The organism is Pseudooceanicola sp. NS-SX8, assembly GCF_057380755.1.
In genome coordinates, this window is the sequence record NZ_CM170819.1 from 3,945,902 (window position 1) to 3,961,168 (window position 15,267).

General features: G+C 66.7%; 13 protein-coding genes. 7 read left to right on the forward strand and 6 right to left on the reverse strand.

Going from position 1 to position 15,267, the window contains the following annotated elements; translation table 11 throughout:
* Nucleotides 1-119: 119 nt before the first annotated feature.
* The 3 genes from AC2IR1_RS18055 to AC2IR1_RS18065 all read left to right on the forward strand — a co-directional run bounded on the left by AC2IR1_RS18055 (nt 120) and on the right by AC2IR1_RS18065 (nt 4,291).
* Nucleotides 120-1,385 carry a Na+/H+ antiporter NhaA gene (locus AC2IR1_RS18055; RefSeq protein WP_486473358.1) on the forward strand — a complete coding sequence of 422 codons (1,266 nt, stop codon included), beginning with the start codon at nt 120-122 and terminating at the stop codon, nt 1,383-1,385.
* 286 nt (nt 1,386-1,671) lie between these two features.
* Entirely contained in the window at nt 1,672-2,331 is a 660-nt protein-coding gene (locus AC2IR1_RS18060; protein WP_486473359.1) for an ABC transporter ATP-binding protein, read from the forward strand.
* Nucleotides 2,309-4,291: a KpsE/RkpR family capsule polysaccharide export protein gene (locus AC2IR1_RS18065; protein WP_486473360.1), complete on the forward strand. Its 1,983-nt coding sequence runs from the start codon at nt 2,309-2,311 to the stop codon at nt 4,289-4,291. Before AC2IR1_RS18060 ends, AC2IR1_RS18065 begins: the two co-directional genes overlap by 23 nt.
* 297 nt (nt 4,292-4,588) lie before the next feature.
* Here AC2IR1_RS18065 and AC2IR1_RS18070 read toward each other — a convergent pair whose 3' ends face one another.
* From AC2IR1_RS18070 to AC2IR1_RS18090, 5 genes are all read right to left on the reverse strand, one after another.
* A complete protein-coding gene (locus AC2IR1_RS18070; protein ID WP_486473361.1) occupies nt 4,589-6,613 on the reverse strand; it encodes a M3 family metallopeptidase in 2,025 nt (674 codons plus the stop codon).
* Nucleotides 6,610-7,659, reverse strand: a complete 1,050-nt coding sequence (locus AC2IR1_RS18075) for a HesA/MoeB/ThiF family protein (RefSeq protein ID WP_486473362.1) — start codon at nt 7,657-7,659, stop codon at nt 6,610-6,612. Before AC2IR1_RS18075 ends, AC2IR1_RS18070 begins: the two co-directional genes overlap by 4 nt.
* Before the next feature lie 5 nt (nt 7,660-7,664).
* Nucleotides 7,665-8,126: a dUTP diphosphatase gene (gene dut, locus AC2IR1_RS18080; RefSeq protein WP_486473363.1), complete on the reverse strand. Its 462-nt coding sequence runs from the start codon at nt 8,124-8,126 to the stop codon at nt 7,665-7,667.
* 72 nt (nt 8,127-8,198) lie between these two features.
* Nucleotides 8,199-9,395: a bifunctional phosphopantothenoylcysteine decarboxylase/phosphopantothenate--cysteine ligase CoaBC gene (coaBC, locus tag AC2IR1_RS18085; RefSeq protein WP_486473364.1), complete on the reverse strand. Its 1,197-nt coding sequence runs from the start codon at nt 9,393-9,395 to the stop codon at nt 8,199-8,201.
* Nucleotides 9,396-9,588: 193 nt separating this feature from the next.
* Nucleotides 9,589-10,467, reverse strand: coding sequence for an RNA polymerase factor sigma-32 (locus tag AC2IR1_RS18090; protein ID WP_486473365.1), 879 nt, complete (start codon nt 10,465-10,467; stop codon nt 9,589-9,591).
* A gap of 131 nt (nt 10,468-10,598) precedes the next feature.
* Here AC2IR1_RS18090 and cobU point away from each other — a divergent pair, with 131 nt between their 5' ends.
* The 4 genes from cobU (at nt 10,599) to AC2IR1_RS18110 (ending at nt 14,251) form a co-directional block, all read left to right on the forward strand.
* Nucleotides 10,599-11,111 (forward strand): bifunctional adenosylcobinamide kinase/adenosylcobinamide-phosphate guanylyltransferase, encoded by a 513-nt coding sequence (gene cobU / locus AC2IR1_RS18095; protein WP_486473366.1) that lies wholly within the window; start codon nt 10,599-10,601, stop codon nt 11,109-11,111.
* A complete protein-coding gene (locus tag AC2IR1_RS18100) occupies nt 11,108-11,683 on the forward strand; it encodes a histidine phosphatase family protein (protein WP_486473367.1) in 576 nt (191 codons plus the stop codon). The genes cobU and AC2IR1_RS18100 overlap by 4 nt, the downstream gene beginning before the upstream one ends.
* A gap of 75 nt (nt 11,684-11,758) precedes the next feature.
* On the forward strand, nt 11,759-12,652 hold the full coding sequence (locus tag AC2IR1_RS18105) for a glutathione S-transferase C-terminal domain-containing protein (protein WP_486473368.1): 894 nt from the start codon (nt 11,759-11,761) through the stop codon (nt 12,650-12,652).
* 90 nt (nt 12,653-12,742) lie between these two features.
* A complete protein-coding gene (locus AC2IR1_RS18110) occupies nt 12,743-14,251 on the forward strand; it encodes a YifB family Mg chelatase-like AAA ATPase (RefSeq protein ID WP_486473369.1) in 1,509 nt (502 codons plus the stop codon).
* A 13-nt stretch (nt 14,252-14,264) separates the two neighbouring features.
* Here the strand turns inward: AC2IR1_RS18110 and gshB are convergent, their stop codons facing one another.
* Nucleotides 14,265-15,200: a glutathione synthase gene (gene gshB, locus AC2IR1_RS18115; protein ID WP_486473370.1), complete on the reverse strand. Its 936-nt coding sequence runs from the start codon at nt 15,198-15,200 to the stop codon at nt 14,265-14,267.
* Between the last annotated feature and the right edge of the window lie 67 nt (nt 15,201-15,267).

Sequence of the window (15,267 nt, forward strand, 5' to 3'; positions counted from 1 at the left end):
CACCAGCGGACCCGGAGAAGGGACAACTCCACGTGCCAAGACCGTCCGAGATGTTGCTGTCGCTGGGTAAATCCCTTAACCCCGGCTCAAAGAACTCAGGGAAACGGGTGAGGGCCTTCATGTATCGTGTCTGGAATTTCGTCACGAACTATTCGCTGCTGCTCATCATCGGCGCGCTGATCGCGCTGGGATGGGCCAACCTGGATGCGGACAGCTACCATCATTTCATACATACGGTGATCTGGGACCATGCGCCCATCGGCGAAGCTCACCTGGCCGAGGACGGGTCGGTCGCCTACCGCGAACTGTCGCTGCACTACCTGGTGAACGACATGCTGATGGCCTTCTTCTTTGCCATCGCGGCCAAGGAAGTCTGGGAAGCGGTGATCCTGAAAAACGGATCGCTGCGCGGCAAGAAGGCGGCGACGCCGCTCTTTGCCACGGCGGGCGGCATGCTGGGTCCGGTCACGGTCTACCTCGGGCTGGCGTTGCTGTTCGGGTCGGACACCTTCGACGCGGTGAAGAACGGCTGGGCCATCCCGGCGGCAACCGACATCGCGTTTTCCTACCTCGTCGGGCGGCTGGTCTTCGGCGCGGGGCACCCCGCGGTGCGCTTCCTGCTGCTGCTGGCCATCGCCGATGACGCGGCGGGCCTGATCATCCTGGCGATCTTCTATCCCTCGGCGGAGCTGGCCCCGGAATGGCTGCTGCTGTCGCTTGGCGCGGCCGTTGCGGTCTTTGCCCTGTGCAACGCCCTGCCCCGCCGCCTGGACCGCCACAACCAGGACCGCCCGAATTCCACCTGGGTGCGCGAAAAGCTGGGCTACTGGCCCTACCTGCTGGCCGCCTGCATCAGCTGGTATGGCTTCATGCGCGCGGGCATCCACCCCGCGCTTGGCCTGCTGCCGATCGTGCCGACGATCCCCCATGCGGACCGCGCCTTCGGCATCTTCTCGGAGGCGGAACAGTACCTGTCGGACCTGCTCAACTCCATCGAGCACAAGCTGAAGCACCCGGTGGAGATCGTGCTGTTCTTCTTCGGCCTGATGAACGCGGGCGTCGAGTTCAGCGCCATGTCGGAGCCGACCTGGCTGGTTCTGGGCGGGCTGTTGCTGGGCAAGCCGATCGGGATCTTCATCTTCGGCTTCATCGGGGCGCACCTGCTGCGTCTGGGGCTGCCGGAGGGCATGCGCACCATCGACCTGCTGGTCGTCGGCTGCGTCGCCGCCATCGGCTTTACCGTGTCGCTGTTCATCGCCTCGGTCGCCTTCGATGCCGGACCGGTGCAGGACGCCGCCAAGATGGGGGCGCTGTTCAGCTTTGCCGCGGCCATCGTTTCCATCGTCGTGGGAACGGTCTGCAGGGTGCAGAAGGTCAACGTCTGATCCCGGATCACGGTGGCAGGCCGGGCTGGCCCCGGCTTGCCCGGCCTGACCCTGCCTCCGACAGGGTCACCGACACGGCCACCGACACGGCGCTTTCACGAGAGTTTGCGGGGCGACGTTCCCCTTGAAATCCGGCAGCTTGGCTGCCGGATTGTCTTTTCCGGGTCACATTTTCGCCGGGATCACTTGGCATGTTGTTTCCAGAGCCGACATAATAGAACCATCGTCCGCAAAGGGCGCGTCAACCAAAGTCGGCTAGGCCAGGGTAGATCCATTCGGAGCGCGAATGCTCGAGTTCGTCAACGTCAGCAAGTCCTTCTGGACGGGCAGCCACAGGAAGGTGATCCTTGAAAAGGTCAGCTTCCGGGTGGAACTTGGCCGGTCGCTGGGCATCCTGGCGCCGAACGGCACCGGCAAGACGACCCTGATCAACATGATGGCCGGCCTGGAGAAGCCCGACGAGGGGGAGATCCGGCGCCTGTGCAACATCTCCTTCCCGCTGGGGTTCATGGGCGGGGTCATCAAGAAGCACTCCGCCATGGAGAATTCGCGCTACATCGCGCGCCTCTACGGGCTGGATCCCGACTATGTCGAGGCCTTCTGCCGCTGGCTTTGCGGGCTGGGGGAATACTTCGACCAGCCGCTTGGGACCTATTCTTCGGGCATGCGGGCGCGGTTCAGCTTTGCGCTGCTGCTGGCGCTGGACTTCGACATGTATCTGATCGACGAGGGCATGCCCAACTCCACCGACGTGGAATTCAACAGGAAGGCGGGCGATATCCTGCGCGAGCGGCTGGAGACGACGACGGTGATCATCGTCTCTCACCAGCCCAAGACGCTGGAGAAATTCGCCCGGGAGGCCGCCGTTCTGCGCGACGGCAAGCTGCATATGTTCGACACCTTGGAAGAAGCGAAACAGCTCTATGACTACGAAACCCAAGGCTAGGAAATTCCGCATCCGCCGGGCGCCCTCCGCCGCCGAACAGGACTTCGGCCGCGAGGAGGACGATTTCGGCCCCGACGACATCGAGATGATGGACATCCCCGAGGCCGCGCCCCGGGCCACGGCCCCGCGTGCCGAGGCGCCGCTGGACCTGGGCCAGCATGCCGTGCGCGACGAGGGCCCGCAAAGCCTGGCGGAGCGCCGGCGGATGGCCCTGGAACGGCTGCGCTCTGACGGGATCGACGAGGCACATCCGACCCGGCGCCCCGCCAACGGGACGGAGCCCGCAGGCACCACGCGGCAAGCAGCGCCCCAGCAGGCCGCACCCCAGGCGACGACGCCACCGCGCCGGCCCGCCGCCCCTGATGCGGCGGGTGCACCGCAGAGGCAGCAGCCCCAGCCGCTGCACCCGCGCAGCCTGCCGCCACGTCAGAGCCAGGGCGCCGCAAGGGGACCGCAGGCCGGCATCGCCTCCCCTCATCAGCCGCAGGGCGACGCGCCCGCCGCCACCCCCGAAGAGCTCGATTCCATCCGCAAGGAGGGCCTGACCGGGCGCCAGCTGCGCATGGCGCGGCGCGTGGCCCAGAAGCATGGCCTGAACGTGAGTTCCGACTTCGACGCCGTGCGTCAGCTGCGGGCCCGCGGGGTCGACCCGTTCAAGCGGGCCAACATGCTGGAGGTCGTGCCGCAGCACGGCAGCAAGGAAGTCGCGCAGCGCGAGGGCGACGTGAAGCTGCCGCAGACCGTCCCGGCGGATGGCGGCGCCAAGCTGCCCTCGACCGAGGTGGGCCAGCCGGGCGGCTTCAGCCCCTCTGAACGGCGCCAGCGCGAGATCATGGAGATCCAGCGCGACATCGCCCGCAGGCGGCGGCGCAAGACGATCCAGCTGATGACGCGGCTGGCCTTCTTCGTTTTCCTGCCGACGCTTCTGGCGGGCTTTTACTACTACCGCGTCGCCACCCCGATGTACGCGGCCAAGTCCGAATTCCTGATCCTGCAGGCGGATGCCACCTCCGGCTCGCCGCTTGGGGGGCTGTTGTCGGGCACGCAGTTCGCCACCAACCAGGATTCCATCGCGGTGCAGAGCTACCTGCAGTCGAAGGATGCCATGGTGCGGCTGGACGAGGACCGGGGCTTTGCCGAGCATTTCGCCAATCCCGAGATCGACCCGATCCAGCGCCTGCCGGAGAACCCGACGACCGAGGATGCCTACAAGCTCTACAAGAAATACGTGAAGATCGGCTACGATCCGACCGAGGGCGTGATCAAGATGGAGGTCGCGGCCTCCGATCCGCAGACGGCGCAGATCTTCTCCACCCAGCTGATCGACTACGCGGAACAACGCGTGGACGAGCTGTCGTTGCGCAAGCGGGACGACGCGATGAAATCCGCCCGCGAAAGCCTGGAGAAGGCAAAAGCGGAACGGCGCGAGGCGCAGCAGCGGCTGGTGTCGCTTCAGGAAGGGACGCTGGTCGACCCGGAGGCGGTGATCGGGACCCTGCGGACGCAAATCTCGACCTACGAGATCCAGTTGCAGGAAAAGGAGCTGCAGCTGGCCGCCCTGCAGGACAACGCCCGCCCCAACCAGGCACGGGTGGACGGCGTGCAGGCCGATATCGACCGCCTGCAGGCCCTGCTGGACCGGCTGAACGAGAAGATGACCAAGGCCAGCGGCAGTGGCGCCTCGCTCGCCTCCGACACGGCGCAGATCCAGATGGCCCAGGCGGACCTGGCCACCGCCGACCTGTTCCTGCAATCGGCCCTGCAGAACGAGAAGCAGACCGAGCTGGAGGCAAACCGTCAGGTGCGTTACCTGACGACCTCCGTCCGGCCCGTGGCCCCGCAGGATCCCAGCTATCCGCGCGCCTTCGAGAACACGATCCTCGTCTTCCTCGTGCTGTCGGGGGTCTACCTGATGATCTCCCTCACCGGGGCGATCCTGCGGGAGCAGGTGTCGAGCTGACCCAGGCGGCGCGAACCGGGGGCCAGCCCCCGGACCCCCGGGATATTTCCGGCCAAAAAATGGGCGCGCGCTTTCGCTGTTGAAACGAGGCCGGTTCGCAGGCGGATAAGGAGGAGGCGCGAGCCCCCCTGCCCCGCCCCCGGAAAGGTCACGGGGAGACTGCCTGGGGGGACTGCCTGGAATGAAGGAAGGCCGCTCTTTCGGGCGGCCTTCTTCGTTTCGCAGTTCAGGTCGGTAAGGGGCGCGGCGCGCCCCTTCCATCTTTCCCGAAGTGCTCCGGGAGGGGCGCGCCGTGGGTCACTCCGCCGCCAGGCCGCGGCCCTTCAGCAGGGCGTCCGGCCCGGGCATGCGGCCGCGGAACCGGGTATAGAGCTCATCCGCCTCGACCGAGCCGCCCTTGGACAGGATGTTCTCTTCCAGCGACCTGGCCGTTTCCGCATCGAAGGCCCCGCCCGCTTCCTTGAAGGCGTCGAAGGCGTCGGCGTCCATGACTTCGGACCACATGTAGCTGTAGTAGCCCGAGGAATAGCCGTCGCCGGAGAAGACATGGGCGAACTGCGGCGTCGCATGGCGCATGACGATGGCATGGGGCATGCCGATGCCATCCAGGATCTCCTGCTGTTTCTGCATGGGATCGGCGGGTGCGGGGCCGTCGTGGAATTCCAGGTCGACGAGGGCGGAGGCCACGTATTCGACCGTGGCGAAGCCCATGTCGAAGGTGGCAGCCCCCAGCACCTTTTCCAGCATCTCTGCCGGCATGGGTTCGCCCGTGTCCACGTGAGTGGCAAATTCCTGAAGCACTTCGGGCACTTCCAGCCAGTGTTCATAGAGCTGGGACGGCAGTTCGACGAAATCGCGGCTGACCGAGGTGCCCGAGACGCGTTCATAGGTCACGTCCGACAGCATCTGGTGCAGGGCATGGCCGAATTCGTGGAAGAGAGTGCGGGCGTCGTCGTAAGACAGCAGCGCCGGTTCGCCCTTGGCGGGCTTGGTGAAGTTGCAGACGTTGACCACGATGGGCGCCTGTTCGCGGGGCAGCCGGGCCTGGGACTGGATGGCGGAGCACCAGGCGCCGGAGCGTTTGGAGGCGCGGGCGAAGTAGTCCCCGATGAAGAGCGCCACATGTTCGCCGTTCCGGGTCACCTCGAAATGGCGGCAGTCGGGGTGATAGCCGGGCAGCGTGATTTCCTTGAATTCCAGCCCGAAGAGGCGATTGGCGCAGGCAAAGGCCGCTTCGATCATCCGATCGAGCTGCAGGTAGGGTTTCAGCGCGGTTTCGTCGATGTCATGCAGCGCCTTGCGGCGTTTCTGCGCATAGTAGCGCCAGTCCCAGGGCTGGAACGGCAGCGCCTCGCCATCGGCGGTCAGCATCTTTTCCATCTCTGCCTGGTCCGCCAAGGCGGCGGCGCGGGCAGGCGTCCAGACCTGCATCAGCAGATCGCGCACGCGCGCCGGCGTGCCGGCCATCTCCGGTTCCAGCTTGAAGGTGGCGAAGTTGTCGTAGCCCAGCAGATGCGCGCGTTCCTCGCGCAGGGCCAGGATTTCCTTCACGATCTCGCGGTTGTCCGTCGCGCCGCCATTGGCACCGCGCGCGGCCCAGGCGGTGAAGGCCTTCTGACGCAGGGCTCGGTCGGGGGAGAATTGCAGGAAGGGCGTGATGAGCGACCGCGAGAGGGTCACGACGGGGCCGGGCTTGCCGCGTTCTTCGCCCGCGCCACGGGCGGCGGAGGCAAGAAAGCCCGGCAGCGGGGCAAGGTCGGCTTCGGACAGGTCCATGGACCAGTCACGCTCATCGGCCAGCAGGTTCTGCGTGAACTGGGTGCCGAGTTCCGCAAGCCGCCCCATGATCGCCTTCATGCGCTTCGACTTCTCGCCTGTCAGCGCCGCACCGGCGCGGATGAAGCCACGATGCACGAGGTAGAGCAGCCGCGCCTGATCGGCTTCCAGCCCCAGGTCATCGCGGGTTTCCCAGAGCATCGCCACGCGGGCGAAGAGATCCCGGTTGGCGTTGATATCGGCGAAATGGGCGGCGAGTTTCGGGGAGAATTCCCTCTGCAGCGCCTCTCGCGCGGGCGTGCTGTCGGCACCGGCGAGGGCGAAGAAGGGCGACAGCACCTTCTCCAACTTCTCGCCCGAGGCTTCGAGCGCGAGGATCGTGTTGTCGAAGCTGGGCGCGTCGGCATTGTCCGCGATATCGGCGATCTCTTCCTCATGCGCGGCCAGGGCCTCATCCAGCGCGGGGGCGAAATCCTCATCGCTGATGCGGTCGAAGGGCGGCAGGTTGAAGGGGGTGTTCCACGGGGCGAGGAGCGGGTTGGTCATGGTGTTACCTCATGTCTGGCGCCGCAGACGGGGCAGTCGGGCCGCCGTTTCAGCGCAATCTTGCGGGTTTCGCCCCAGAGGGCGTCGTAGATCAGCATCTCGCCCCGCAGGGGGGCGCCGGCGCCGGTGATCAGCTTCACCGCCTCGACCGCCATCATGGCGCCCACCACCCCCGGCAGGGGGGAGAGCACGCCAGCTTCGGCGCAGGAGGGGGCAAGGCCGGGGGCCGGGGCTTCGGGGAAGATGCATTCGTAGCAGGGGGTGCCGCGCGCGGGGTCGAAGACGGCGACCTGCCCTTCCCATTGCGACAGCGCGCCGGAGATCAGCGGCTTGCCCGCGTGGGCGGCGACGCGGTTGGACAGGTAGCGGGTTTCGAAATTGTCCGATCCGTCGAGGATCAGGTCGTAATCGGCCAGCAGGTCGGCCGCGATACCCTCTGCGAAGGGGCGTTCGTAGGGGCGCAGGGTGACATGGGGGTTCAGGTCCCGGATCGCGCGCTGCGCCGACTGGACCTTGGGCAGGCCGATGTCGGCATCCCGGTGGATGACCTGCCGCTGCAGGTTGGAGGTGGAGACGGTATCGGGGTCGATCACACCGATGGTCCCCACGCCCGCCGAGGCCAGGTAGAGCAGCGCCGGAGAGCCGAGCCCCCCCGCGCCGATCACCAGCACGCGGGCTTCCTTCAGCTTCTTCTGCCCCGGCCCGCCCAGTTCGCGCAGGATGATGTGGCGGGCGTAGCGATCCAGCTCCGCCTCAGAGAAGAGACCGGCCCGGGCGGGTTCGGGCGCCGAAGGCCTGGCGCGGCTGTCGATCCAGCGCAGTCCCCGGCGATACAGAAGGACGATGGCCCCCGCGCCGAGCAGCAGGAGCCAGGCCGGGCGCGGCCCGAGAAAACCGCGCACCGGATGTGTCGCGGGCAGTGCGAAGAGCAGCAACAGGACAACCCCGAGGATCCCGGCCAGCAAGCCGGCCCGCCCCGCGCGGGAAACGCCGAAGCGGCCGCCGGCAAACCACAGAAACAGGGCCAGGAAGAGGATCCAGCCCATGCCTGTCATCCCCGCCCGGTGGAGCCGAAGCCGCCGCTGCCGCGCGCGGTGTCGTCCAGCGCATCCACCAGGTCGAACCGCGCCTGGATCACCGGGGCGACCAGCATCTGCGCGATGCGGTCCCCGTGGGAAATGATGAAGGGTTCGCTGCCCGTGTTGAGAACGATCACCCCGAGAGGCCCGCGATAGTCGCTGTCGATGGTGCCGGGGCTGTTCGGCAGGGTGATGCCGTGCTTCAGCGCCAGGCCGGAGCGGGGGCGGATCTGCACCTCGTACCCCGGCGGAATGGCGAGGCGCAGGCCCGTCGGGATCAGGGCACGCGCGCCGGGGGACAGCTCCAGCTCACCCCGGTCGGGCAGGTTGGCACGCAGGTCGGCCCCCGCGGCGCCCGCGCTTTCGTAGCGCGGCAGGCCGAGGCTCTGGTCGGCGCCCTCATCCCAGGTGATGCGGATCAGAAGTTCTTGCAATGTCTTTACTTTCCTTTGTACGGCCCGGCCTTCTTGCAGCCAGGCCCGATAGCAGCCCGGGGCCGCGAACGATCAGGCAAGGGCGGCTGCGACACGCGCGGCCAGACGCTCTGCCACCGCATCCTTGCCCATGCGCGGCCATTCCTCCGCCCCGTCTTCGGATATCAGGACAACGGCGTTTTCGCTGCCCCCCATGATCCCCGTGGCGGGGCTGACATCATTGGCCAGGATCCAGTCGCAGCCCTTTCGCAGGCGCTTTGCCGTGGCATGGGCCAGGACGTCATCGGTTTCCGCCGCGAAGCCCACGACGAGGCCGGGCCGCCCCTCGGCCATCTGCGACACGGTGGCGAGGATGTCCGGGTTTTCCGCGAATTCGAGGACCGGCAGAGAGGCACCGGCCTGCTTCTTGATCTTCGATCCGGAGGCGGAGGCGACGCGCCAGTCTGCCACCGCTGCGGCGAAGATGGCTGCATCCGCAGGCAGCGCGGCCTCGACGGCTGCGCGCATCTGGGACGCGGTTTCGACCTTCACCACCTCTGCTCCTTCGGGGGGCGGCACCTCGGCCGGGCCGGTCACGAAGGTCACCTGCGCACCAAGCGCCACCAGCGCCCGGGCGATCGCGGTGCCCTGCGCCCCGGAGGACCGATTGGCGATGTAGCGCACCGGGTCGATGGGTTCATGGGTCGGGCCGGAGGTCACCAGGATGTGCTTTCCCGACAGGGGCCCGGCCGTGAAATGGGCCCGGATCGCCGCCAGGATCGTTTCGGGTTCCGACATGCGGCCCGGTCCGTGTTCACCGCAGGCCATGTCGCCGTGATCGGGGCCGGTAAAGGCGATGCCATCGGCCTTCAGCCTGGCGATATTGCGTTGAGTTGCGGCATGTTCCCACATCCGGACATTCATCGCCGGCGCAACGAGAACCGGCGTATCGGTGGCCAGCAACAGGGTGGAGGCGAGATCATTGGCCAGCCCCGTGGCCATCTTTGCCATCAGATCGGCGGTGGCGGGCGCAACGACGACCAGGTCGGCGGATCGGGACAGTTCGATATGCCCCATCTCTGCCTCTGTCGTCAGGTCGAAGAGGGCATCATGCACCTTTTCACCGGCCAGCGCGCCGATGGTCAGGGGGGTGACGAACTCTGCCCCGGCAGAGGTGAGGACGGGCGTGACCGCAGCCCCCTGGGCGCGCAGCAGGCGGATCAGCTGCGGGATCTTGAAGGCGGCGATGCCGCCACCGATGATCAGTAGAATGCGCTTGCCAGCCAGCATGTCCGTCCCTGCTCTTCCGCCACCACCCTTTCGGCAGCATGGGGGAGACTAGAGCCAGCCAACGGCAGGCACAAGCAGGGCGGGCGCATCTGGCCCGGCTCCGCCCCCGGGCTGCCACCCCTGGCCCGGGCGGACAAAAGGCGCCCGGTGGGCGCCTTTGCATCATCCGCGATTGAGCCTTGCGATCCGCGGCTCAGTGCAGCAGGGCTTCGGCCTCCCGCCCCTGCCCTTCGAGGACCTTGCGCATCTTGGAGAAGGCCGCCGCTTCCAGCTGCCGGACGCGTTCCTTGGACAGGCCCAGTTCCTGGCCCAGGCTTTCGAGCGTGCGGGGGTCATCGCGCAGCTTGCGTTCCGACACGATCAGGCGTTCACGGTCGTTCAGCTGGGCCATGGCACCGGCCAGCCAGTGACGCAGGGCGCGCAGGTCGTGGGCCTCTCCCACCTGCTCCTCCGGACGGGCGCCCTCATCTTCGAGCGTGTCGATCCATTCCCGCCCTTCCTCGTCCGCGCTTTGCGTCGCGTTGAGGGAAAAGTCGGATCCGGAGAGGCGCCCTTCCATCATTTCCACATCGCGCAGGGGCACGCCGACCTCGGTCGCGATCAGCTGGCGCAGCTGGTGCCGGTCGAGGGTCTCGCCCCGCGACATCGCCTCACGCTCCAGCCGGGCCTGGACGCGGCGCATGTTGAAGAACAGCGACTTCTGGGAAGAGGTGGAGCCGGTGCGCACCATGGACCAGTTGCGCATCACGTAGTCCTGAATCGAGGCCTTGATCCACCAGACGGCATAGGTGGAGAAACGCACGCCACGATCAGGATCGAACTTGTCCGCGGCCTTCATCAGGCCCAGGCCGGCTTCCTGGATCAGGTCGTTCATCGGCGCGCCGTAGCGGCGGTATTTCGAGGCCATGGAGATGGCAAGACGCATGTAGGCGGTCACGAGACGGTGCAGCGCTGCGGTGTCCCGACGGTCTCGCCAGGCATAGGCAAGATCCAGCTCGGTCTCCGCGTCCAGAAGTTCCGCTTTCATCGCGACCCGCGACAACGAGCTTGTCGAGATTTCTGCTTGCGCCATATCGTCCCCTAACCTGATCCTGTCATTTCAGGCGCCGCGCCCGGCTGAGGGTTCGCCGGTGTCGTTGACACGCCTCTTTGGAAGATTATACGCGCGGAACCCCCTTCCGGTTCCATGCGAGGAGCAAAAAAGTGCCCGGCAGCCTCATCCTGGTCATCGGCGGCGCCGCCTCCGGCAAGTCGGAATTCGCGGAACAGCTGGTCTGCAAGATGGGTCCGGAGCGGCTTTACCTGGCCACTGCGGAGGCCGGCGACAGCGAGATGGACCGGAAGATCGCCGTCCATGCCGCGCGACGTGGCGAGGGCTGGCAAGTCCTTGAAACGCCACTGGATCCGGCGCCTGCATTGCAGGGGACCAAGCCCGTCCTTTTCGACTGCGCCACCATGTGGCTGAGCAATCACATGCTGGCCGGGACGGACCTGGAGGCGGCGCGGGCGGCACTGCTTTCCGCGCTGGCCCGCTGCCCGGGGCCGGTGGTCATGGTGACCAACGAACTGGGCCAGGGGATCGTGCCCGCCGATGCGATGACGCGCCGCTTCCGGGAGGTTCACGGCAGGCTTAACATCGCGCTTGCCGCGCAGGCCGACTGCGTGGTGCAGGTGGTGGCAGGTCTGCCGAACGTGCTGAAGGGACAGCTGCCATGAGCCGGCTCTATCTTGTCCGTCACGGGCCGACCCACGCCAAGTGCATGGTCGGCTGGACAGACATGCCCGCGGACCTGACCGACACCGCCAGGATCGAGGCCCTGTCCGCCTTCCTTCCGCAGGAGGCGCGCATCGTCTCCTCCGACCTCAGCCGGACGCGCGCGACGGCCGATGCGCTGGCAGCCCCCGGCCGCAGGCGCCTGCCGGACGAAGCGGCGCTGCGGGAAATTCACTTCGGGGAGTGGGAGATGCTGACCGCGTCGCAGATCGAGGCGCGCGACGCCGATCTGGCCCGGCAATACTGGAGCGATCCGGGCGATGTCGCCCCGCCGGGCGGCGAAAGCTGGAACGCGATGGAGGCACGTTGTTCTGCCGCGCTGGACCGGCTGCTGTCCGGAGGGGGGGACCTGATCGTGGTCTGCCATTTCGCGGTGATCCTGGGGCAGATCGCACGACATCAGCAAGAAGCGCCGTCACGGGCCCTGCGACACAAGATTTCGCCGCTCTCCGTCTCTTGCGTGGAGTTCACCCCAAGCGGGGCGGTCGTCCCGCTGATCAATCACGATCCGTGATGATTTTACCCTCAAAATATCATTATTTGTGATGCAAAATCCGTGTATCCTGACCCTGCAATGGCGGAGGGACGCATGTCTTACGAACTTTTCATCGGTGCGCGCACCTTTTCCAGCTGGTCGCTGCGCGGCTGGCTCATGTTCGAGAGTTTCGGCCTGCCGGTCAAGACCCGGATGGTGAACCTTTACGGTGGCGACATGCCTGCCGAACTGGCCGCGGCCGGCCTCTCCCCTGCCCGCCTGGTGCCGGTGATGCGCACTCCCGAAGGCCATGTGGTTGGCGAAACCCTGGCTATGGCCTCCGTTCTGACCGAACGCCACCCGGAAGCGCCCCTGTGGCCCAAGGATCCCGCCGCGCGGGCCACGGCACATTGGCTGGTGTCGGAAATGCACGCCGGGTTTGCCGCCCTGCGCGGCGCCTGCCCGATGCAACTGCTTGGCCAGTATCGGGATTTCCCAGTCACCGATGCCGTCCGAGGGGATCTGGAACGGCTGGACGACCTCTTTGCCCATGCCGAAAGCCAAGCTGGGGCGAAGGGTCCGTGGATCTTTGGGGACTGGTCCATGGCCGATGTGTTCTACGCCCCGGTCGCCGCCCGCATCGCGGGCTACGGCCTGCCGGTATCGGACCGGTTGGCAGGCTTCGCATCTGCCATGCTGGCTCACCCTTCCTTCCGCCGCTGGCGCGCCCTTGCCCTGACCGAGGTGTTCGACCCTGAACCCTATGCGCAGCCCTACCCCCGCGGCCCCTGGCCCGGCCCCTCGCCACGTCCGGCCCGCGCGGTCACCAGCGGCAAGGCGATCAACGACCTGTGCCCCTACTCCGGCAACCCCGTGACGGACCTGGCCGAAATCGACGGTCGGATCATCGGGTTCTGCAACCCGACATGCCGTGACAAGACGGTCAACGACCCGGAGGCATGGCCCGAAGCCATCGCCCTGCTAACCGCGCAGGAGTCCGCAAGTTAACGCCTTCAACCGCATTAACCGATCAAAGGCGTTAACCAATTTCTAACCGCTGTCCCCTTAACCATGTTTTCGGACATCCGGGGGGATTGCATGGTCTTGAGGACATATACCGTCGCCTTCCACGGGGCAGAGGCCGCCCCGGTGGAGGTGCAATGCGCCCTCTCCCCGGGGGTTCCCGGCTTCTCGGTCGTGGGGTTGCCGGACAAGACCGTTTCCGAAGCCCGGGAACGGGTGCGCGCGGCCCTTTCGACGATGCGGATCGCCCTGCCCTCGCAGCGGATCACGATCAACCTGTCTCCGGCGGACATGCCGAAAGCGGGCAGCCACTACGACCTTCCGATCGCGCTTGCCATCCTGGCTGCGCTGAAGGTCGTCCCCGCCGATGCGGTGGCCGAGCATTCGGCCCTCGGTGAATTGTCCCTGGATGGCAAGCTGGTGCCGGTGGCCGGCACGCTGCCTGCGGCCATGGCCGCCGCCGAAGAGGGGCGTGGGCTTCTGTGTGCAGCGGCCTCCGCCGCCGAGGCCGCCTGGAGCGATGCCACCCGGGTGATCGGCGCCGCGACCCTGGGGGAGTTGGTACGGCATCTGACCGGACAGTCCACCCTGCCCCCGGCCGAGGCCGGCCGGGTGACCCGAGCCCTGTCGCCACCGGACCTGCGCGACGTGCGCGGGCAGGAGAAGGCAAAGCGCGCCCTGGAAATCGCCGCCGCCGGGCGGCACCACCTGCTGATGATCGGTGTCCCAGGCGCGGGAAAATCCATGCTGGCCAAACGATTGCCCGGGATCCTGCCCGACTTGACGCCGCGTGAGGCGCTTGAAACCTCCATCGTGCATTCCCTGGCCGGCCTGCTGGACGGCGGCGGGATCAGTTGCTCCCCGCCCTTCATGGAACCGCACCACACGGCCTCCACCGCGGCCATCGTCGGCGGCGGGCGCGGCGCACAGCCCGGCGAAATCAGCCTGGCACACAACGGCGTGCTTTTCCTCGACGAGATGCCGGAATTCGCGCCGGCTGTCCTGGATACGCTGCGCCAGCCGATGGAAACGGGAGAGGTCACGGTTTCCCGGGCGAACGCCCATGTCCGCTACCCCTGCCGGTTCCTGCTGACCGCGGCCGCCAATCCCTGCCGCTGCGGCTACCTGGGGGATGCGGCACGCGCCTGTTCGAAGGCGCCGAAATGCTCGGAAAGCTACCTGGGAAAGATCTCCGGTCCGCTGATCGACCGTTTCGACATCCGCCTGGACGTGCCCGCCGTGCCTTTCCTGGAGCTGGAACGCGGCGATCCCGGAGAGAGCTCGGCCACGGTGCGCGCCCGTGTCATCACGGCGCGCCAGCGCCAGCAGGCGCGTTTCGACGGAACCCCGGGGAAACTGAACGCCGATCTCTCCGGCGAAATGCTGGAGGCCTGCGCCAGCCCGGATCGCGAGGGGCGGGAGCTGATGATGCGGGCGGCGGAACGGTTCTCACTCTCCGCCCGTGGCTATCACCGGGTGCTGCGGGTCGCGAGAACCATCGCGGACCTGGATGGATCGGAGGCCGTACGGCGGCCGCACCTTGCAGAGGCGCTGGCCTACCGGGTGTCCTGCCTGCCCTTCTAAGCTTGGCGGGCGATCAAGCGCGCTTTGCCTCGATCGCCTGCCAGATCTTCTCGGCAATGTTCACGCCGTCGAAGCGTTCCAATTCCTGGATGCCTGTGGGGGAGGTCACGTTGATCTCGGTCAGCCAGTCGCCTATCACGTCGATGCCGACGAAGACCTGGCCCTTTTCCTTCAGGATCGGACCGATCGTCGCGCAGATCTCGCGATCGCGCTCGGTCAGCTCGACCTTCTCCGGCCGCCCGCCCACATGCATGTTGGAGCGCGTTTCGCCCGCGGCGGGAACACGGTTGATCGCGCCCACGGGCTCTCCGTCGACGAGGATCACCCGCTTGTCGCCCTTGGTGACGGCCGGCAGGTATTTCTGGACGATCAGCGGCTCCCTCGAGAAACCGGTGAAAAGTTCGTGCAGGGAGGACAGGTTGCGGTCATTGGCATCGAGCCGGAAGACGCCTGCGCCACCGTTGCCGTAAAGCGGTTTCAGGATGACATCGCCATGCTCTTCCTTGAAGGCCCGGATTGTCTTCAGATCCCGCGCGATGGTGGTGGGCGGGGTCAGCTGCGGGAAGTTGAGCACCAGCAGTTTTTCCGGCGAATTCCGGACCCAGAACGGGTCATTCACCACCAGCGTCTTCGGATGGATGCGTTCCAGAAGGTGGGTGGTCGTGATGTAGAACATGTCGAAGGGCGGATCCTGTCGCAGCCAGACGACATCGAAATCCGCCAGATCGACCTCTTCCTCCGCCCCGAGGATCGCATGATCGCCCTGAACGCGCTGCACCTTCAGAGACTGGCCGCGCGCCATGATCCGCCCTTCCTGGAAGGAAAGCTTGTCGGGCGTGTAATAGAACAGCTCATGCCCGCGCGCCTGCGCTTCCTCGGCAAGCCGGAAGGTGCTGTCTGCATTGATGTCGACGGCACCGATGGGGTCCATCTGGAACGCGATCTTCATGGTCGGTCGGGCCTCCGCTAGGTCTCACACGACGGTGATGACCTATCCCGGCCCGGTCTGCAATGGC